This is a genomic window from Mycobacterium sp. NGS15, assembly GCF_059813245.1.
Window position 1 is genome coordinate 584,523 of sequence record NZ_JCALEF010000003.1, and the last position, 18,698, is coordinate 603,220.

At 62.9% G+C, this 18,698-nt stretch carries 18 protein-coding genes; 11 read left to right on the forward strand and 7 right to left on the reverse strand.

Annotated elements, in window-relative coordinates; translation table 11 throughout:
* Positions 1–38 precede the first annotated feature (38 nt).
* From AC5Y5C_RS10550 to AC5Y5C_RS10595, 10 genes are read left to right on the forward strand one after another with little or no spacing between them, the layout of a single operon-like run.
* Positions 39–1,034: an NAD-dependent epimerase/dehydratase family protein gene (locus AC5Y5C_RS10550; protein ID WP_499971569.1), complete on the forward strand. Its 996-nt coding sequence runs from the start codon at positions 39–41 to the stop codon at positions 1,032–1,034.
* The gene (locus AC5Y5C_RS10555; RefSeq protein ID WP_499971571.1) at positions 1,034–2,686 is read left to right on the forward strand and encodes a carbamoyltransferase family protein; all 1,653 of its coding nucleotides are present in this window, start codon (positions 1,034–1,036) and stop codon (positions 2,684–2,686) included. The genes AC5Y5C_RS10550 and AC5Y5C_RS10555 overlap by 1 nt, the downstream gene beginning before the upstream one ends.
* Entirely contained in the window at positions 2,662–4,176 is a 1,515-nt protein-coding gene (locus AC5Y5C_RS10560) for an HAD-IIIA family hydrolase (protein WP_499971573.1), read from the forward strand. The genes AC5Y5C_RS10555 and AC5Y5C_RS10560 overlap by 25 nt, the downstream gene beginning before the upstream one ends.
* Positions 4,173–5,192 carry a glycosyltransferase family 9 protein gene (locus tag AC5Y5C_RS10565; protein ID WP_499971575.1) on the forward strand — a complete coding sequence of 340 codons (1,020 nt, stop codon included), beginning with the start codon at positions 4,173–4,175 and terminating at the stop codon, positions 5,190–5,192. The genes AC5Y5C_RS10560 and AC5Y5C_RS10565 overlap by 4 nt, the downstream gene beginning before the upstream one ends.
* Complete coding sequence (locus AC5Y5C_RS10570; RefSeq protein WP_499971576.1) at positions 5,189–5,755, forward strand: D-sedoheptulose-7-phosphate isomerase; 567 nt, start codon at positions 5,189–5,191, stop codon at positions 5,753–5,755. The genes AC5Y5C_RS10565 and AC5Y5C_RS10570 overlap by 4 nt, the downstream gene beginning before the upstream one ends.
* Positions 5,752–7,152 (forward strand): PfkB family carbohydrate kinase, encoded by a 1,401-nt coding sequence (locus AC5Y5C_RS10575; protein ID WP_499971578.1) that lies wholly within the window; start codon positions 5,752–5,754, stop codon positions 7,150–7,152. Before AC5Y5C_RS10570 ends, AC5Y5C_RS10575 begins: the two co-directional genes overlap by 4 nt.
* Before the next feature lies 1 nt (position 7,153).
* On the forward strand, positions 7,154–7,852 hold the full coding sequence (locus AC5Y5C_RS10580) for an SDR family oxidoreductase (protein ID WP_499971581.1): 699 nt from the start codon (positions 7,154–7,156) through the stop codon (positions 7,850–7,852).
* On the forward strand, positions 7,843–8,802 hold the full coding sequence (locus AC5Y5C_RS10585) for a glycosyltransferase family 9 protein (RefSeq protein WP_499971583.1): 960 nt from the start codon (positions 7,843–7,845) through the stop codon (positions 8,800–8,802). The genes AC5Y5C_RS10580 and AC5Y5C_RS10585 overlap by 10 nt, the downstream gene beginning before the upstream one ends.
* Entirely contained in the window at positions 8,799–10,100 is a 1,302-nt protein-coding gene (locus AC5Y5C_RS10590) for a UDP-glucose dehydrogenase family protein (RefSeq protein WP_499971586.1), read from the forward strand. Before AC5Y5C_RS10585 ends, AC5Y5C_RS10590 begins: the two co-directional genes overlap by 4 nt.
* The gene (locus tag AC5Y5C_RS10595; RefSeq protein ID WP_499971589.1) at positions 10,101–11,567 is read left to right on the forward strand and encodes an aminotransferase class I/II-fold pyridoxal phosphate-dependent enzyme; all 1,467 of its coding nucleotides are present in this window, start codon (positions 10,101–10,103) and stop codon (positions 11,565–11,567) included.
* Here AC5Y5C_RS10595 and AC5Y5C_RS10600 read toward each other — a convergent pair.
* The 3 genes from AC5Y5C_RS10600 to AC5Y5C_RS10610 all read right to left on the reverse strand — a co-directional run bounded on the left by AC5Y5C_RS10600 (position 11,564) and on the right by AC5Y5C_RS10610 (position 14,331).
* Positions 11,564–13,351: a thiamine pyrophosphate-requiring protein gene (locus tag AC5Y5C_RS10600; RefSeq protein ID WP_499971592.1), complete on the reverse strand. Its 1,788-nt coding sequence runs from the start codon at positions 13,349–13,351 to the stop codon at positions 11,564–11,566. The genes AC5Y5C_RS10595 and AC5Y5C_RS10600 overlap by 4 nt on opposite strands.
* Positions 13,348–13,959 carry a phosphate signaling complex PhoU family protein gene (locus AC5Y5C_RS10605; RefSeq protein ID WP_499971893.1) on the reverse strand — a complete coding sequence of 204 codons (612 nt, stop codon included), beginning with the start codon at positions 13,957–13,959 and terminating at the stop codon, positions 13,348–13,350. The genes AC5Y5C_RS10600 and AC5Y5C_RS10605 overlap by 4 nt, the downstream gene beginning before the upstream one ends.
* A gap of 144 nt (positions 13,960–14,103) precedes the next feature.
* A complete protein-coding gene (locus tag AC5Y5C_RS10610) occupies positions 14,104–14,331 on the reverse strand; it encodes a hypothetical protein (RefSeq protein WP_070912626.1) in 228 nt (75 codons plus the stop codon).
* 128 nt (positions 14,332–14,459) lie between these two features.
* Here AC5Y5C_RS10610 and AC5Y5C_RS10615 point away from each other — a divergent pair, with 128 nt between their 5' ends.
* The gene (locus AC5Y5C_RS10615) at positions 14,460–15,083 is read left to right on the forward strand and encodes an LGFP repeat-containing protein (RefSeq protein WP_499971596.1); all 624 of its coding nucleotides are present in this window, start codon (positions 14,460–14,462) and stop codon (positions 15,081–15,083) included.
* 81 nt (positions 15,084–15,164) lie between these two features.
* On the opposite strand, the gene AC5Y5C_RS10620 is transcribed toward AC5Y5C_RS10615, so the two are convergent.
* The 4 genes from AC5Y5C_RS10620 to AC5Y5C_RS10635 all read right to left on the reverse strand — a co-directional run bounded on the left by AC5Y5C_RS10620 (position 15,165) and on the right by AC5Y5C_RS10635 (position 18,659).
* Positions 15,165–15,581, reverse strand: coding sequence for a ChaB family protein (locus AC5Y5C_RS10620; RefSeq protein WP_499971598.1), 417 nt, complete (start codon positions 15,579–15,581; stop codon positions 15,165–15,167).
* 29 nt (positions 15,582–15,610) lie between these two features.
* Positions 15,611–15,877 (reverse strand): hypothetical protein, encoded by a 267-nt coding sequence (locus AC5Y5C_RS10625; protein ID WP_499971600.1) that lies wholly within the window; start codon positions 15,875–15,877, stop codon positions 15,611–15,613.
* 34 nt (positions 15,878–15,911) lie between these two features.
* Positions 15,912–18,020, reverse strand: coding sequence for a catalase (locus AC5Y5C_RS10630; protein ID WP_499971603.1), 2,109 nt, complete (start codon positions 18,018–18,020; stop codon positions 15,912–15,914).
* 105 nt (positions 18,021–18,125) lie between these two features.
* Positions 18,126–18,659, reverse strand: a complete 534-nt coding sequence (locus AC5Y5C_RS10635) for a DUF6328 family protein (RefSeq protein WP_499971606.1) — start codon at positions 18,657–18,659, stop codon at positions 18,126–18,128.
* Positions 18,660–18,698: the final 39 nt, after the last annotated feature.

The following is an 18,698-nucleotide window of genomic DNA, read 5'->3' on the forward strand; positions in this document are numbered from 1 at the left end:
CCAGGTTTGTCGTTGGGCGCGGTGGGTATTCGGACCCCATGCGTCAGCTATCTCGTGTTCTGGTTACCGGTGGTCGAGGTTTCCTGGGCGGTCATCTCTGTGAGGCACTGCTCAACGCTGGGACCGAAGTGGTCTGTGTCGATGACCTCTCCAGCAGCGTTCTCTCGGCGCACAGTCGCCTAGTCGGCCGGCCTGGATACCGTTTCGTGCGGCACGATATGGTCGATCCTTTGCCTTTTCCGTTGCGATTCGGGCCATTTGACACGGTTTTTCACCTGGCTTCCCCGGCATCCCCGCGTGACTACCAAAGCCACCAGACAGCGACGCTCCGTGTCGGGGCCTCCGGCACCACGGTGGCGCTTGATGTCGCGGAACGATGCGGCGCTCGGATGGTCCTGGCCTCAACGAGTGAGGTGTATGGCGACCCGCAGCAGCATCCTCAGCACGAAAGTTATTGGGGGAATGTGAATCCGATAGGACCACGCAGCGTATACGACGAAGCTAAGCGCTACGCCGAGGCGCTCACGTTCGCCTATCAGCGTGAAAGGGGAGTCGACGTCGCGGTGGCGCGCATCTTCAACACCTATGGGCCGAACATGCGCATCGAGGATGGGCGGGCGGTGCCGACATTCTGTTGGCAGGCCCTGCACAACGACCCCATAACCGTGTTCGGTCCCGGCACCCAAACGCGGTCCCTGTGTTTTGTCGATGACACCATCGCAGGGCTTATTGCTTTGGCATCCAGCGATTGGCCGGGCCCAGTGAACATCGGAAACCCGGAGGAGCTGACTGTGCTTCAGATAGCCGAACTTGTCCGCAGCCTCGCGGACAGCACCTCGCCCATCGAGCTGATGCCTGCGGCTGCCGAGGACCCTCGGCGCCGGTGCCCGGATATTTCACAGGCGCAGAGTCGCCTCGGGTGGAGTCCCAAAGTCGATCACGTACAGGGCTTATCGATGACGTTGGGCTGGTTCCGCGATTACATGGCCCACAACGGCGCCCCGTTGAAGGCCCTTCATGGGGAGCGGCGGTGATGCGCGTACTCGGTGTCAACGCCGTCTTCCATGACCCCGCGGCGGCACTGGTTGTGGACGGGCAGATCGTGGCCGCGGCAGAGGAAGAACGCTTCTCACGGCGCAAGCACGGCAAGGATCCAGTTGCGTTCTCCACCTGGGAATTGCCGATACGAGCCGCCCGATGGTGTCTGGAAATTGCGGGCCTGCAGGCGTCCGACCTCGACGCTGTCGGCTACTCATACGATCCGAATCTGGTACCGACCGACTGCGCCGGCCTGCCCGGATTCGATGGCGAATGGGAAAGTCTGCGGACGGTCTATGCGCAACGCGCGCCGCGATTCCTTTCGACAGCGCTGCCCGGTCTCGATCCTTCGCGGGTCCACCACGTGCGCCACCATGTGGCGCATGCCGCCTCGGCGGCCTTGGCCTCACCGTACGACAACACCGCCGTGCTGACCGTGGACGGTCGGGGAGAGGGCATTTCCATGCTTGCCGGAGTCTATCGAGATGGCAAGCTCGACGTGTTGTCCACCCAACCGCTTCCTCATTCACTGGGGTTGCTCTATGAAGATCTCACCGAACACCTTGGTTTCCGGCGGTCAAGCGACGAATACAAGGTGATGGCCATGGGCGCGTATGGCTCGCCGCGCTTCGTCGAGCTGCTCCGTGACCGGATCTACTCCCGCGGCGATGGGACGTTCCGGACCGAACCGGTGAACTGGGCAGCGCTGGCACCAGCGCTTCCACCGGACTCAACGCGAGATACGTCGGATCGGCCCAGGCCCGAACATGCCGATCTGGCGTGCAGTGTGCAGCGGCTGGTCGAGGAGGTGTTGCTGGACCTTACCTGCTGGCTGTACGCCCGCGCGGGCAGTGAGAATCTCTGTCTCGCCGGAGGTGTGGCGCTCAATTGCGTTGCCAATAGCCGCATATTCGCTGAAGGTCCTTTCGCCAACGTCTGGGTTCAGCCCGCGGCCGGCGATGCGGGCACGGCGCTGGGGGCGGCCCTGGCATTGTCCGCCGAATCCGGTGTCCCCATTGCACCGATGCAATCGGCGCAGTTGGGCGCCCGGTGGTCGGATCAGCAGATCACCACCGTGCTCGATCAAGCTGCGGTGTCGTATGAGCGGCCACGCGATATCGCGTCGGCCGTTGCCGAATCCTTGGCAGCCAACAAGCTGGTGGGGTGGTTCCAGGGTGCGTCTGAATTCGGTCCACGCGCACTCGGCGGAAGGTCACTGCTGGCCGATCCGCGCCGAGCCGAGAACATCGACAAACTCAATGCCGTCAAGGGACGAGAGCAATTCCGGCCAGTCGCTCCGATGGTTCTCGCCGAGAAGGCGGGCGATATATTCAGTCGGGGACCGCTGCCCAGCCCCTACATGACCTTCGTCCACGATGTCGCGCACGACTGGCGCGAACGTATTCCCGCTGTCACGCACGTCGACGGCACCGCACGCATACAAACCGTCGACGACTCTCAGCCCTTGTTGCAGTCCGCGATTCGCTCCTTTGACGAACTGACGGGGGTGCCCGTCGTGATCAACACGAGCTTCAACACCGCGGGACGCCCCATGGTGGATAGCCCACGTGACGCACTTGAGTGCTTCGGCAGTGCCCCGATCGATCTGCTCGCCATCGGGCCATGCCTCGTGCGGAGGCCACGGTGAATGTGGACTGCTCCATCGTGATACCTACCATTGGGCGTGCGTCACTTACCCGGCTGACAGAAGCGCTAGCGGCCTCGGCCACCCATCGCGTTCAGATCTTCCTTGTCGACGACCGTCCTCATCCCGCAACGCCATTGCCGAACGAGCCCGGTCTACCTGTCACTACTTTGCACAGCGGCGGGAGAGGTCCGGCCGCCGCCCGTAACGTCGGCTGGCGTGCGGCATCCACGCGCTGGGTGTGCTTCGTGGACGACGACGTGGTCCCGGAACCGGGCTGGCTTGTGGCCCTGCACGCCGATATACGCACCGCCGATTCGGTGGATGCTGTGGGCTCACAGGGTTCCATCGAAGTGATCACGCCCAACTCGTCTGTTCCGATGACCGATGACGAACGGAGACAATCTCAACTGGGACAGGCATTGTGGATCACTGCAGACATGGCCTACCGGCGCGATGTACTGGCAGAGGTCGGCGGATTCGACGAGCGCTTCCCTCGCGCTTACCGCGAGGACTCGGATCTGGCACTGCGGGTGCGCTCACGTGGGTACCGGATAGTACGCGGCACTCGATTCAGCACGCATGTGTCCGGGCGACCGACCTGTCTAAGCAGTGTGACCGCTCAGATCGGCAACCGTGACAACGCACTGATGAGGCGGAAGTTCGGGAAAGGCTGGCGAAGACAGGCCGGCGAGGTTGCCGGGCGCCTGCCGCAGTACACCGCGATCACGGCGCTGGGCGTCATGGCGATCGCCGCAGCGGCAGAACGCCGTCGGACAGTGGCCAAGCGCGCCATAGTGGCCTGGGCAACGCTGACGCTCGACTTTTTCTGGCACCGTTACCGCCCGGGTCCGCATGGCCTCGCAGAAGCGTTGCGGGTCCTCGTGACGAGCGTGTTGATTCCACCAGTTGCATTGGCGCACAGGATAGTCGGCGAATGGAACCACCGTGGTGCGACGCCCGAGCCGCCGCTGGCAGTCCTGTTTGACCGCGACGACACGCTGATCCACGACGGCCCGTTCCTCAGTGACCCGGATGGCGTGCATCCGATGCCCGGTGTGCCGGAAGCGCTCCGGAAGCTGCGGGCCAACGGATTGCTCCTGGGCGTCGTGACCAACCAGTCGGGCGTAGCACGCGGCCTCGTCAGCAGCGCCCAGCTGGCGGCCGTCAATGCGGAGGTCGATAGACAACTGGGGCCGTTCGATGCGTGGCAGGTATGCCCACACGGCCCGGAGGGCGGATGCCGTTGCCGCAAGCCGCAACCGGGGATGGTGGTGGCGGCCGCACGGTCGCTGGCAGTGCCACCGGAACGCTGCGTCGTCATCGGGGATACCGGTGGGGATGTGCGTGCCGCGTTGTCGGCGAACGCGCGCGCCGTCCTGGTGCCTACCCGGCGTACGCGCCTTGCCGAGGTCGCGCAGGCCAGCTGCGACGCAGCAGTGGCAGCCACCTTCTCCGAGGCCGTCTCGATGGTACTGAGGTGGTGCAGATGAGGACGGCACTGGTAGCACGCCTGGACAGTCTCGGGGACGTCCTCATGGCCGGTCCCGCGGTCCGTGCCGTGGCAGCCACACACGAGCGGGTTGTTATGTTGGCAGGCCCGCATGGCAGTGAGGCAGCCCGGCTGCTGCCCGGGGTGGATCACGTCCTCGAATGGCAGGCACCGTGGGTCGACTTCGACTCCGGGGCACTGACCGGTCAACATGTTCAGCGGCTCGTCAAGGCGATACGCAGATGTGCCCCGGACCGGGTGTTCATCCTCACCTCCTTTCACCAGTCCCCGCTACCGTTGGCACTGCTATGCCGCATCGCGGGCGTGCAGTGGATCGCAGCCATAAGCGACGACTATCCCGGCACACTGCTCGACCTGCGCCACCACGTCCCCGGGGATATCCCCGAGCCACTCCGCGCATTGTCGCTCGTGGAGGCCGCGGGCGCCGTGCTGCCACCCAGTGACGGTGGCGAGCTACGGATTGTGCCCGTCAAACCGGTGTCAATGGAGCTGAGAAAGATCATTGGCTCCCAACCATTTATCGTTTTTCATCCCGGTTCGGCCGTGCCTGCCCGCCGGCCCAGTGTCAGCAGATCTCGGCGGATGGTGGCGGCATTGGCACGAGCGGGCCACCGGGTGGTCGTTACCGGCAGCGCCGGAGAGGTCGGGCTCACCGCCGAGGTGGCCGGGGACAGCGGCCTCGACCTCGGTGGGCGCACTGACCTGCCCCAGCTGGCGGCCGTGCTGTCCGACGCCGAGGCCGTCGTCGCGCCGAACTCCGGGCCCGGCCACTTGGCCGCAGCGGTGGGCACACCGATTGTCTCTCTTTTTGCACCGGTCGTTCCGGCATCAGCGTGGAGCCCATTCGCCGGTTCGGTCACGGTCCTCGGAGACCAAGGCGCCGCGTGCCGCGCGACGCGCAGCCGGGCCTGTCCCGTACCCGGCCACCCCTGCCTGAATGACATCACCGATACGGCGCTACTGGGCGCAGTGCACCAGTGGACAGGAGAACCATGATCGAGACACATTTCCTTGCGCTGACGCATGCCATGGAGCGAACACGACCACAGCTCAAGACCATTCGTAGCTGGGGCCATATCTTGGCGGGGCGGTTGGGTAGCGGGGGAAGACTGCTGGTGTGCGGCAATGGCGGTAGCGCCGCAGAGGCCCAACATCTCACCGCCGAACTGGTCGGCCGGTTCCGCGACGAACGTCAGCCACTGTCCGCCATCGCGTTGCATGCCGAAACATCCTCGCTGACGGCAATAGTCAATGATTACGGAGACGAAGAGATGTTCTCGCGCGGGGTGCGTGCGCATGGGCGCGCCGGCGATGTCTTGTTGGCGCTGTCGACCAGCGGCGCCAGCCGCAACGTCCTCGCGGCGGTGAAGACCGCCCGCGAGCAACATATGCTGCCGTGGGCCTTGACAGGGCCGGCGCCGAATCCGCTGGCCGCAAGTTGTGACGATGCGGTCAGTGTCGAAGCACCCTCGGTCGCCACGGTGCAGGAGATGCACCTCGTGTTGATCCACGCGCTGTGCGCATCCATCGACGAAGTGTTGGTGGGGCCGCAATCATGAGCGGGCGGATTGTCATCGTGGGCGACAGCATCCTGGATGTCGATATTGACGGTTCGGCCACCCGGCTATGTCCCGACGCTCCGGTCCCGGTCGTCGACGCCGATCAGTCATGGCACCGGCCCGGGGGTGCAGGACTGGCCGCGCTGCTGGCCGCCCGCGAGCACTCCGACGTCACGTTGATCACCGGTGTCGTGGACGACGCCGACGGCGACCGGATGTGCGAACTGTTGCACGCAGCAGGCGTTTATGTGGTGGGCATGCCAATGACGGGTTCAACAGTGGTCAAGACACGGGTAACAGCCCGCGGCCAATCCATGCTCCGTGTCGATCGCGGTGGTGCGGTTTTCGACTGCCAAGTTCCGTCCGCGGCGGCCGCCGCATGCTTGAGCGAGGCGGCGGCCATCTGTGTCGCCGATTATGGGGGAGGCATTACGTCCATACCCACATTGCGGGGCTGGCTCGAACGCATCGCACTGCGGGTCCCGGTGGTGTGGGACCCGCATCCACGCGGCAGCGAACCGGTTCCGTGCTGCACCATGTTGACCCCGAACGAGGCAGAACTCAGGCAGCTGAGCCCCGGTACGCGGGCGCCAGGAGAAGACCTACGCAAAAGCGCCCAGGCGAAGTCGGTGTGCGTGACGCTGGGCTCTCGGGGCGCGCAGTTGTATGTGGAGGGCCATAGCCGCCGACATATCGCGGTGCCCCCCGCGGTGGCGGCACCGCGTCACGGCGATACCTGCGGCGCGGGTGATCGATTCACGACAGCCGTGGCGACGGCATTGGCAAGCGGTGCACAGCCCCCGGAAGCCGTGCAACACGCGGTCGAGACGGCCGCCCGGTTCGTGAACGCGGGTGGGGCTGCGTCAGTATCTACACCGGCGCAGCGCAATACGGTGGCCGTGACTGGTTCAACGCTTCCTTTCGATCCGGCCACCGACGTGTGTGCCGTCGCACGAAAACTGCATGCCGCGGGGCGCACGATTGTGGCCGCCGGCGGGTGCTTCGATCTTCTTCACGTGGGCCACGTGCGCATGCTGTACGAGGCACGACAGCTGGGCGATGCACTGATCGTGCTGGTGAACTCCGACGATTCGGTACGCGGTCTCAAGGGTGAGGGGCGTCCCGTGATGCCCGCCGCCGATCGGGCGCGGGTGTTGAACGCTCTCGCCTGCGTCGACGCGGTGGCCGTCTTCGACGAGCCGACGCCGCAACGACTCTTGAGCACATTGCAGCCGGATATATGGGTCAAGGGTGGTGACTACGTCGCCGAATCATTACCGGAAGCAGACGTAGTCGCAGGATACGGAGGGGAAGTGGTCATCTTGCCCACAATTCCCGGCTATTCGTCGACAAATCTGATCAGCGCCGCTCGTGGCACTGCGGAGAAAGGGGAGTGAGATGGCAGTTTTGCCGAGGACAAACAGTTACGTGATCACCGGCGGTGCCTCTGGACTCGGCGCCGCTACCGTGAATGCCGTCATGCGTGGCGGCGCAACACCATTGGTGATCGACAAGAATCCGCCATCCGATGACGTCACACATGTCTGTGCGGACCTGGCCGATACCGAAGCGGTGGAAAAGGCGGTCACCGAACTGGCCGGTATCGCCGGAGGCCGGTTCGAGGGCGTCTTCACGGCTGCGGGCATCGATTCCTGCGGCAGGCTCGAGGACGTACCCGCCGAACAGTGGGAAGAGGTCGTCCGGGTCAATCTCGTAGGTACGGCGGCCGTCGTCCGTGCGGCTCTGCCATATCTGCGCGCGGGCAACGGGCGCATTGTCACCTGCGCCTCCACACTGGGTATCAAGGCGGTCAGTGACGCCACGGCCTACTGTGCGTCCAAGTTCGGGGTGGTTGGTTTCACGCGCGCGCTGGCCGCGGAGCTGGCCGGCGATGTCGGCGTCACCCTGCTCATACCGGGGGGCATGGACACACCGTTCTTCGACGGACGTAGTCCCCAGTACCGTCCGCCGTCGACCGCCAAGCTCGCCCAACCGGAGCAGATCGCCGAGATGGTTCTGACGGCCTTCACTCAGCCACCGGGTTGCGAACTGCGTGAGTTGGTGATGTGTTCCTCCGAGGAGGCATCGTGGCCCTAGCCACCTGCCTGCCGAGCGCGCCGCACCACATCCTGGTGCTCAGGGCGCTGGGGCTAGGTGACCTGCTCACCGGTATCCCCGCGCTGCGTGCCCTGCGCCGCCGCTTTCCCCGTGCTCGTCTGACGCTTGCGGCACCCGAGAGGTTTCGAGAGGTCATTGATCTCACGAAGGCAGTCGACGAGCTGTTGCCCCTTGCCGGACTCGGGCCTATCCGTGGGGTCGGCCGGCCGCCCTGCCTGGCGGTGAACATGCACGGACAAGGACCTCAAAGCATCGCCTATCTGAACAAACTGCATCCCAAATCCCTTCTGTCGCATCGCAACAAAGAATTCCCCGAGGTGGCCGGACCACCCTGGCGGCGAGACCTGCATGAGGTCGACCGGTGGTGCGCCCTGTTGGGGTCTGCCGGAATCCATTGCCGTGAAGACGATCTCCATATCGACCGGCCACCGGGATACCCCGACCGTTCCGGTGCGGTGGTCATTCACCCAGGCGCGGCCTCGATCGCGCGGCGCTGGCCTGCTGAACGGTTTGCGGCAGTGGCCCGTAGCTTGAGGGACGAGGGCCACGAAATTGTCATCACCGGGTCTCATGCTGAACGCGATCTTGCGTACCAAGTCGCGCACGAGGCGGGATTATCGGAGTCGTCCGTGTGCGCCGGGACCATGACGCTTAGCGAACTCACCGCCCTCATCAGCGATTGCAAACTTTTGATCTGCGGTGACACGGGGGTGGGGCATCTGGCCACGGCGACGGACACGTCCTCGGTATTGCTGTTCGGCCCCACCCCGCCGGCAAGCTGGGGGCCCCGTGAAAGCACACGTCATACCGCATTGTGGGCGGGAAACCGAGGGGATCCCCACGCCACCACGACGGATGCCGGCCTACTGCTGATCACGGTCCACCGTGTCCTTGAGGCTGCACGGACCAAACTCGAGGAGGTGTCATGAGCCGAGCTATTCGGGTGGGTGTCGTGGGCCTCGGATACGTAGGACTGACCACCGCCGTGTGTCTGGCCGAGCGAGGCCACGACACGGTGGCAATTGACATTGATGAGTACAAGATCCATGAACTCAACGAGGGCCGCCCCGTCATCGATGAACCCGAGCTGGGCGAGCTCCTACGCGCAGGCCTGGACCGGCGGCTGCTGACTTTCCACTGCGACTACCACGTGTTGTCGGACCGTGATGCGGTATTCGTATGTGTGCCGACGCCCAGCGGAGACGACGGTGCCGCAGATCTGAGCGCGGTGACCGACGCCATCGACAGGCTGAGGTCCGTACTACGTCCGAACGCCTTGATCGCCCTTAAATCCACTGTGCCGGTGGGCACCACGCGAGAATTGACACAACGGCTGGACGGAACCGGCATTCACGTGGCCTCGGTTCCGGAGTTTCTGCGCGAGGGCCGGGCCGTGGCCGACTGCCGCCATCCCGATCGGGTCGTCGTCGGGACGAGTGAAGAAAACGAGGCGTCACTGGTAGCCGATGTGTATGAGGGGTGCGGGCCGGTGCTACGCATGGCGCCGGAGAGCGCCGAATTGGCAAAGTATGCCAGCAACGCGTTTCTGGCGGTCAAACTGTCCTACACCAACTCGCTGGCCGAACTGTGCGCGCGTGTGGGCGCCAACATCCATGATGTCACAGCGTGTATGGGTGCCGACACCCGTATCGGCGCGGCCTTCCTTGCCCCCGGCCCCGGATGGGGAGGCTCGTGTCTACCGAAAGACACTGCAGCACTTGTTCATTCAGCGCACAAATGTGGGCTACGTCTCGCCGAGGTAGAAGCCGCACGGGAGACCAACACGGCGCAAGGCAAGCGGCTGGCCGCGGTGTTGAGCGCCGTTCTGGGCGATGCTACTGGAGCGGCCCGGGTGACCGCCCTAGGACTCACCTTCAAGGCCGCCACCAGCGACACCCGGGATTCTCCCGCACTTGCCATCTGCACCCAGCTGGCCAAGTCCGGAATGCAGATAAACGGATACGACCCACAGATGGCGTCGTTCGATCCGACAGTTTTGCGCTCCGCTGGCGTAATCGGTATTGACGACCCTTATCGCGCAACCCGATCCGCGGACGCCATCGTGGTATTGACCGAATGGCCACAGTTTGCGGAGCTGGACTGGGTGGCCATCGCACGCGGCGCGCCCACGGCGATCGTCGTAGACACTCGCAACTCACTCGACCCGGCAGTTGTCCACGCTGCGGGTCTGCAGTACATCGGCAATGGGCTACCGGAAGGATTCTGAATGGACCACAGTCAGACACCTCTCCTGGACGCGGTGGACCGGTACCACCGAGACGATCGCTACGGATTTACGCCACCGGGTCACAGACAGGGACGCGGAGCGGACGCCCGTGTTACCGGAATTCTGGGCATGGATCCGTTCCGGTGCGACCTTCTCTCCAACGGCGGCCTGGATGACAGAAGCTCTTCCGGGCACTACCTGGCTCGGGCCGAGGAATTGATGGCGGACGCCGTAGGCGCTTCCTGCGCGTTCTTTTCCACCTGTGGGAGCTCACTTTCCGTCAAAGCCGCGATGATGGCGGTCGCGGGAGGACACGACGGCGGGCTGTTAGTGGGACGCGACAGTCATAAGTCGATCGTCGCGGGGCTGATCTTTTCCGGTGTGCAGCCACGGTGGATTACCCCTCGCTGGGACGCCCGGCGACACATCTCGCATCCGCCCTCCCCGCAGCAGGTGGAGGAGGCGTGGCAACAGCATTCCGATGCGGCAGGCGCATTAATCGTCAGCCCCAGCCCGTACGGTACGTGCGCGGACATCGGAGGGATCGCCGAAGTATGTCATCGTCGCGGGAAGCCACTGATAGTCGATGAAGCCTGGGGGGCGCATTTGCCGTTCCATGAGGAGCTGCCCACGTGGGCAATGGATGCGGGCGCCGATGTATGCGTCGTGAGTGTGCACAAGATGGGAGCGGGTTTTGAGCAAGGTTCGGTGTTCCATCTGCAAGGCGACCTGGTCGACCCCACACGCCTGTCTGCCTGCGCGGACCTGCTCATGACCACCAGTCCCAACGTGATGATCTACGCGGCGATGGACGGCTGGCGTCGCCAAATGGTGGAACACGGCCATGAATTATTCTCCAAGGCAATAGCTTTGGCCACCATGGTGCGCTCCGAGGTGGCGCGTATCCCGGGCGTGGAAGTGCTGGAAGAACAGTTACTGGGTGTCGAAGCCTCCCACGACCTGGATCGCCTTCAGGTACTGGTGGATGTCTCAGGTACCGGAACATCGGGCTACCAGGCGGCGGACTGGCTGCGCGAACACAAGCAACTGGATCTGGGGATGAGCGACCACCGTCGTTTCCTGGCGACGATCTCATTCGCAGACCGGGAGCTGACGGTAGAACGACTCTTGGGATCACTTTCCGCGTGGCGAGCTGCCGCCGAAGAATTTCCAACCGCACCGGCCTTGCATCTTCCGTCTCCCGAGCAGTTTCAGCTGGAGAACGCGATGCTGCCCCGAGACGCGTTCTTTGGTCCCACAGAGACCATTGCCACCGACGATGCGGCCGACCGCATTGCCGCCGAACAGGTTACACCGTATCCACCGGGTGTCCCGGTCGTCGTACCGGGGGAGCGGCTGACTACACCGGTGCTCGACTACCTGCGTTCAGGCGTTCACGCAGGAATGACGCTGCCCGACCCAGCGGATCCAACTTTGGAATCCATTAAGGTAGTCGCACACCGCTAGCGGCCTGCGGTGAATTCACGCGCCTTGGCCCTCACCCCCTGAGAAAACAGGCGCCATGCATTCGGGTCACCGCTAAGTACGGCTCGACTCACATTCTTTAACTGTTCGTAGTCCACATGCGGCGGAAGCGGCGGGACCTCGGGGTCGCAGTGCATATCCAGCAATGTTAAACCCTTTGTTTCCAAAGCCTTTTCCCAGGCGGCGGCAACATCATCGTCAGACTCTACGGTGATACCGTTCCAGCCCATGGCCTTTGCGATATCAGCATATGAGACTTCCGGAAGTGATTGCGAAGCTTCGAATTTCGGCACACCTGCCATAGCACGCATTTCCCAGGTCACCTGGTTCAGGTCGCCGTTATGGAATACACATACAACAAACGGCTGGTCGTACCATTTGTCCCAGTACTGAGCGATGGTGAGCAGCTCGGTAAGCCCATTCATCTGCATGGCCCCGTCACCGACGAGGGCGATCACCGGACGGTCGGGGTGCGCGAATTTGGCGCCGATACCGTAGGGCACAGCACATCCCATCGTCGCCAAGGTCCCCGAAAGGGAACCTCTCATATTCTCGCCGAAACGCAAGCAACGCGCATACCAGGTTGTCGACGATCCCGAGTCCGCCGTCACAATGACATTGCGGGGCAGCCGAGATGACAACTCCCAGACCACCCGCATGGGGTTGATCGCGTTGGCCGACAACATGCTCTGCTCTTCGACGATCGACCACCAGCGCCGCGCCCCCGTCTCGATACTCTCCTGCCAGCTGCGATCGGTTTTGTAGTCCAGGTGCGGAATCAAAGCCGCCAGCGTCGCCTTGGCATCGGCGACGATGTTGATTTCTGTGGGGTATCGCATGCCGACAGTGGCACCGTCCACATCGATCTGGACCGCGCGCGCCGTGCCGAATTCGGGAAGGTACTCGCTGTACGGAAAGTTCGAACCGACGATGAGCAAGGTGTCGCAGTCGCGCATCAGCTCATAACTCGGGCGGGTGCCCAGCAGACCGATTGAACCAGTGACATAAGGCAGGTCGTCGGAAAGCACATCCTTACCGAGTAGGGCCTTGGCGATCCCTGCGCCGGTCAGTCTCGCTACTTCAGCGACTTCCTGCACCGCGTCGCGTGCACCCTGCCCGATGAGAATGGCCACCCTGGCGCCATCGTTCAGGATCTCCGACACTCGCTGTACTGCCTCCACCGTGGGTTCCAATGTGCCGACGGCATCGCACGGATCACTTGACGGCACCTCCTTGAAAGTGTGTCCGGGCGGCTCATACTCCTGCAGTTGTAAATCCGAAGGGACGATCACCACGGCAGGCGCCCGGCTCGACATCGCCGTCCGAAACGCCCGGTCAAGCACCACCGGCAATTGACTGGCGACGTTGACTTCGACCGCATAATCACAGGCCACATCGCTTAATAGGGTCTGCAGGTCCACCTCCTGCTGATATCTACTCCCCATCGTGGATCGCGCAGCCTGGCCCACGATCGCAACCACCGGCACGCGATCGAGCTTGGCGTCGTAGAGGCCGTTCAGCAGATGTATGGCACCCGGCCCCGAGGTAGCGGTACACACACCCGTTTTTCCCGAAAACTTGGCGTACCCCGTGGCGGCGAACGCCGCCATCTCCTCGTGGCGGGTCTGCACGAACATGGGCTGATTCCCGGCCCTTTCCAGCGCACCGAGGAGCCCGTTGATCCCGTCGCCCGGATAGCCGAAAATCTCGTCCACATCCCATTGACGAAGTCGGCTCACGATGAAATCGGCAACAGTCTGGCTCATAGTTCTGCCCTTCTCAGTGTGGGTTTGACTGGCTCCAATACGGACACGTGGTCTCCGGTCACTTGGAAATAGACATGGCCGGCGATGTCGACAGCATGGTCTGCGAAACGTTCATAGAACCGGCCCACCAACACCACGTCGGCCGCAACAAAGGACGGATGCGGCCAGTCGGGCCGCATCATCACCTCGAACAACTGTCGATGGAGGATGTTCATCCTGCTGTCGGCCTGACGCATCCGCTGCGCGGAAGCCGGATCACTGCGCTCGATGGCCCGCTGCGCCCCGTACGCAGATTCAGTTGCCGCTAAACTCATTTCACGCAACATCTCGCGAACTTCCAAGGGCACGATCGCTTGAGGTTCCTCGCGCACCGCGATGCGGGCCACATTGGCCGCTAGTCCGGCCATTCGATCGATGTCCCGGACTATGTGAAGCGTGGCCACGATTGCCCTGAGTTCACTGGCGACCGGCGCCTGTAGGGCAAGTAATGAAAACGCCTGACCGCTGATGGAGCGGCCCGCTCTGCTCACCGCACGCAGTGATCTATGCAGCGCCCCACTCGAGGATTTGTCATCGCTGAACAGCAAACACGCTGCGGCAGTATTGATCTCAGCGGCGCCGCCGCACATCTGCGCCGAGTCCGCTGCGAGCGCTGTCAGCTGCTCATGAAAGGTTGTACGCAGGATGCCGTCCTCAATAGGGGCCCGTGGCCCCTCCGTGCCTTTGCCTACGACCGGAGGGGCCACGCCACCTCACAGTCGACTAGCCAAGAGGCTCTTTGCTAGTTCCGCGCCCTTACGACTGTCCGCTTGGGCCTTGCGGAACAGCTGCACCACCTCGGTGTCGCTCTCGCGTTCCGCATCGGTGATGAACGTCTGCAACCGCAGCGCGTTTTCCAGGCAGTCTTTTGTGAATCGAATCAGATCGTAGTTCTTGTCCTTGGTACCGGTCAGTTCTCCGGAGTCAGCGGCCAGTGTCATGGTGCTCCTTTCTCGAGTGGCTGGCGACAAGGGCGTACCCCCGTCACATGTGGGTAAACACCGTGTTTGTGAATCTCCCAGGGTGGGTATCCGACAACTGTCCGTGACTTGCGCCTTAGGGAGAAATAATGAACAAAAGCGTGAAAGCGACTCGTCGGCAGTCGGTCCAGCCCGTCGTCGCCCGAATCGGTGCCGTGCTCTCGGTCGCCGCCATCGCGACAGGCGGCGTCGCCGCCTGCAGTAAGGATGAAGCCAAGGACGCGATGTCCACCGCTTCCAGTGCGGCATCATCCGGCGCTAGCGCGGCATCTAGCGGTCTTTCGTCCGCTACCAGCGCGATGTCGTCTGCCGCGGCCGCGCCCGACCTGCGGTACGAAGTTCCCGGCGGGGAGGTGACTCTCGACGGCGACGTCGCCAAGGCCTTCACCAGGGCGGGCGGTGAAGCCGCGTTGGGCCGCCTCACCGCGAAACCCGAACAACAGGGTAATGGAACGGTTTTCACCTTTGAGCGGGGCAATATCTATTCCTCCGTAGCCACGGGAACGCATGTGGTACAGGGGGAAATCCTGCGGATATACAACCAGAACGGCGGCCCTGCCGGTCCGCTCGGCTACCCGACTTCCGACGAATCTGAGACGGACGGTGGACCGCGTGCCGCCGCGGGAGGATGGGACAGCGAGTTCCAGCACGGCGAGATCTCGTGGCGCAATCAGGGAGACGGAACCTTCCGGGAGACCGTCACCCCCAAGTAGTGACGAAGCAAGAAGTGGGGCCGACCGGCTCGGGCAACTCGGTCGGCCCCACTTTCGCCAGATAGCTTGTTAGCCCTTGTGTTAGCCCTTGCGGCTTTCGCGGCGGTTAGCCTTTTCGATCGCTGAGACGAGGTCGTTCTTGTTCATGCTGGACCTGCCACGAATATCGAGTCGGCGGGCGATGGTGAGCAGATGATCCTTGGTTGCACTGGTATCCACACCCTCAGCGGTCTTTCCACGCGCATTGGGCCCGCCGCTGCGGGCCCGCTCGTCGGAGGGGCCGCGCGACTCCTTTTCTTCCCAGTGGTCGCCTACCTTCTCAAAGCTGTGCTTGAGCGCCGCGAAGGCGACGCGATGAGCGTGTTCGCCCTCCCCGTACGTCTCGACCGCGGAATCATGCGCCTTTGCAAACGTGCGTTGCGCCTTGTCGCTCGATCTGCGCAGGGTCTCGGGCAATTCACTTTGTTTGGCTTTGCCTTTGCTCGTCGTCTTTGGCACGGTGTGCTCCCTTCCTGAAGTTGACAGGCTTATTCCTCAGCGATTGGCCGGTCGTCGGCGATTTCGCGATCGATATCCGGGCGCTCGGCCGACAGCTTCTGGTCGAGGGATTCGCCCTCCTCCGCCTCGGACGCGACCAGACCAAATTTTCCGAAGGCCGACCACTTCCGAGGCGGCTCCACAGGTTCGTCGCCGTCGGCGTTATGCAACTCGTCGGAATCAGTGGACTCACTGGCGTTCAGTGTGTCGCCTGGGCCCACCTCGTCGTCTTGGCTTTCCTGTTCTCCGGCAGACATGTTGGCTTATTACCCACCTCGTACGCGTGCCAAACTATGCCGGGACCATATCGGTCTCGCGCTCCCACGCGCGGTGCCGGCTAAGCGCAGTGGCGAAGGCAGCAACGAACTCGGCCGGCAGTGCATCGTCGTCGGCGGTCGTGGTTACCACGCCGCCGTCCACCACTACGTCTGCGCTGGTTGCGAGCGCCTCAGCCACAGAGGCTGCGCGGAGTAGGTCAAGGCCCGCGCCGAACGCCGCAATCGGCTTTAGATGCTTGTACGCCTCCGCCACAAAATGCACGGCATATCCGTTGCGTGCGAGCCGCCAGGCAGATTCCCCACCGGAAGGCACTATTACCGCGTCGTACAAGACGGAGGCCATGGTGGTCATGGCCCGGTCGACGGCAAGATCGCCGCCGGAATCTCCTTTGAGCGCGCCGCCGGCGGTTGGCGCGAGGACCTCGACAACGGCACCGCTCGTGCGCAACGCTGCACGAAGTCGCTCCACTCCACGTACATCCACGCCGTCGGCGGCCAATACCGCGATGCGCCGGGTGGCGATGGTGTCGCGTGTCGTAGTGAGCTGGGACAACGCCGGCGAGGCGGGAAGTGTCTCGTCAATGGACTGCAATGCGGGCGCAGGGAGGCCCAGCCGTACCGCCACTTGCGAAGCCAAGTCATGGTCGATGAAATTGAGTTCTGCCACCACACGTGCGCGGATGCCGGTATTGGGCCCCACCTTTCCAAGCTCGAACGAGAAGGCAGCGACGATGTGTTCGGCCTCGATCGCAGACATGCTCTTCCAGAACATCCTCGCCTGGCTGTAGAAGTCCTTGAAGCTCTCGGCACGCTGGCGGATCTTGTGACCGTCGACGCGTTGTGTGTAATGACGGAAGACATCCTCGTGTGCCAGCGCAGGGCAGCCTCCACCAAGGCTGTTCTTGAAATAGCTCGACTTGCCTTGTGGAATATCGTGTTGTGCAAAGCCGTCCTGCTGATTGTTGCGAACTTCGGCCACCGGTCTGTTCACCGGCAACTGGGCGAAATTAGGGCCACCCAACCGAATCAGCTGGGTATCCAGATACGAGAAGTTCCGGAACTGAAGCAACGGATCGTTCGTGAAGTCGATACCGGGGACGACGTTCGCCGTGTGGAAGGCCACCTGTTCTGTTTCCGCGAAGAAGTTGTCTGGGTTCTGGTCGAGAACCATGCGTCCGACGGGCTGTACCGGAACCTGTTCCTCTGGAATAATTTTCGTCGCGTCCAAGAGGTCAAACGGAAACCTGAACTCATCTGATTCGGGTACCAGTTGTACGCCCAGCTCCCACTCCGGGTACTGACCGGCCTCAATGGCGTCCCACAGATCTCGACGGTTGTAATCCGGGTCCTTGCCTGCGATCTGCTGACATTCGTCCCACAGCAGGGAATGAACGCCGAGCACGGGCTTCCAATGAAACTTCACGAAGACGCCCTCTCCGGCGTCGTTGACCAGCCGGAACGTATGTACACCGAATCCCTGCATCATGCGGTAACTGCGCGGCAGTGCTCTATCGGACATCAACCACATGATTGCGTGCAGCGTCTCCGGTTGTTGGGAAACAAAGTCCCACAATGTGTCATGTGCCGAAGCGGCTTGCGGGATCTCGTTGTCGGGCTCGGGCTTGACGGCATGTACAAAGTCCGGAAACTTGATGCCGTCCTGGATGAAAAAGACCGGGAAATTGTTCCCGACCAGGTCGTAATTGCCTTGTTCTGTATAGAATTTCGTCGCAAAACCGCGCACGTCCCGAACGGTATCTGCCGAACCGCGAGAACCTGCCACGGTGGAAAAGCGCACGAATACCGGCGTGCGTAGCCCTGGCGTGGTGAGGAATTTCGCTGCCGTGAAGTCCGAAAGCCAAGAGTCATATGGCTCGAAGTATCCATATGCGCCCGCGCCACGCGCATGCACCACACGCTCGGGGATCCTCTCGTGGTCGAAGTGTGTGACCTTCTCGCGCGCATGGAAGTCCTCAAGTAAGGTCGGTCCGCGGACGCCCGCGGCAAGTGCATCGTCGGTGTGATCCACGCGGACGCCTTGCTGCGTAGTGAGATAACCCGAGTCGCGTTCCACCCGAGATGCGTCGAGCTGTTCTTGTTTGGGATTCGGCCTGTTGTCCACGAGGGTCTCCTTTGCGGCACGGAAAGGACTGCCGCCGGGTACCCCGCCATTCGTTTGACAAACATGGTCGCCCCACACCATGTGAAGTTGTTTATTTACGTTGTTTTACAAGGAAAGTCGATGTTTCCGCGGCGCGCTCACGGGATGTCTCGAACGAAGAGCGAGGGGGAGCACCACCCAGCAGAGGCCAAAGGCAGCCAGTGCTATGGCCCCCGACGTGATGCCTGCACGCCCTCCCATAACGGTGTCGAAGATGATGTCGGTGACGCCCGCCACGGCCAATCCGAGTAACAGCAAGCCTGCGAATGCCAATCGATGTGCGGCAGAAACCAGCACCGGTAGGCGATGCTGCCGAAACAAAACTCGATGCATACCGACTGGCGCTACCAACAGCACGGTAGAGGCCACTGAGCAGACCACGGTGGCGAGATAGACCATCCGCATGGTGCGGTCAAGAATGTCGAAGCGCTGCTGGAAAGGGAGCGTGAGCAGCAAACCAGTTAAGAGCTGCACACCGGTCTGCACGACGCGCAGCTCCTGCAAGAGGCCGCTCCAGTTGCGGTCGAGCCGCTCCATGACCGTCTCGTGGCGGGCCCATTCGTTCCACCGCTGGTCGTCCTCGGGGTGGTCAACGTCCACACGGTGAGAATCCCCGGTTTGAACCAAACGAAACCAGGG

Excerpts from the sequence above, each read along its gene's own strand:
- AC5Y5C_RS10550 (WP_499971569.1), top strand. The coding sequence starts at position 39 with ATGCGTCAGCTATCTCGTGTTCTGGTTACCGGTGGTCGAGGTTTCCTG.
- AC5Y5C_RS10555 (WP_499971571.1), top strand. The coding sequence starts at position 1,034 with ATGCGCGTACTCGGTGTCAACGCCGTCTTCCATGACCCCGCGGCGGCA.
- AC5Y5C_RS10560 (WP_499971573.1), top strand. The coding sequence starts at position 2,662 with ATGCCTCGTGCGGAGGCCACGGTGAATGTGGACTGCTCCATCGTGATA.
- AC5Y5C_RS10565 (WP_499971575.1), top strand. The coding sequence starts at position 4,173 with ATGAGGACGGCACTGGTAGCACGCCTGGACAGTCTCGGGGACGTCCTC.
- AC5Y5C_RS10570 (WP_499971576.1), top strand. The coding sequence starts at position 5,189 with ATGATCGAGACACATTTCCTTGCGCTGACGCATGCCATGGAGCGAACA.
- AC5Y5C_RS10575 (WP_499971578.1), top strand. The coding sequence starts at position 5,752 with ATGAGCGGGCGGATTGTCATCGTGGGCGACAGCATCCTGGATGTCGAT.
- AC5Y5C_RS10580 (WP_499971581.1), top strand. The coding sequence starts at position 7,154 with ATGGCAGTTTTGCCGAGGACAAACAGTTACGTGATCACCGGCGGTGCC.
- AC5Y5C_RS10590 (WP_499971586.1), top strand. The coding sequence starts at position 8,799 with ATGAGCCGAGCTATTCGGGTGGGTGTCGTGGGCCTCGGATACGTAGGA.
- AC5Y5C_RS10595 (WP_499971589.1), top strand. The coding sequence starts at position 10,101 with ATGGACCACAGTCAGACACCTCTCCTGGACGCGGTGGACCGGTACCAC.
- AC5Y5C_RS10600 (WP_499971592.1), bottom strand. The coding sequence starts at position 13,351 with ATGAGCCAGACTGTTGCCGATTTCATCGTGAGCCGACTTCGTCAATGG.
- AC5Y5C_RS10610 (WP_070912626.1), bottom strand. The coding sequence starts at position 14,331 with ATGACACTGGCCGCTGACTCCGGAGAACTGACCGGTACCAAGGACAAG.
- AC5Y5C_RS10615 (WP_499971596.1), top strand. The coding sequence starts at position 14,460 with ATGAACAAAAGCGTGAAAGCGACTCGTCGGCAGTCGGTCCAGCCCGTC.
- AC5Y5C_RS10625 (WP_499971600.1), bottom strand. The coding sequence starts at position 15,877 with ATGTCTGCCGGAGAACAGGAAAGCCAAGACGACGAGGTGGGCCCAGGC.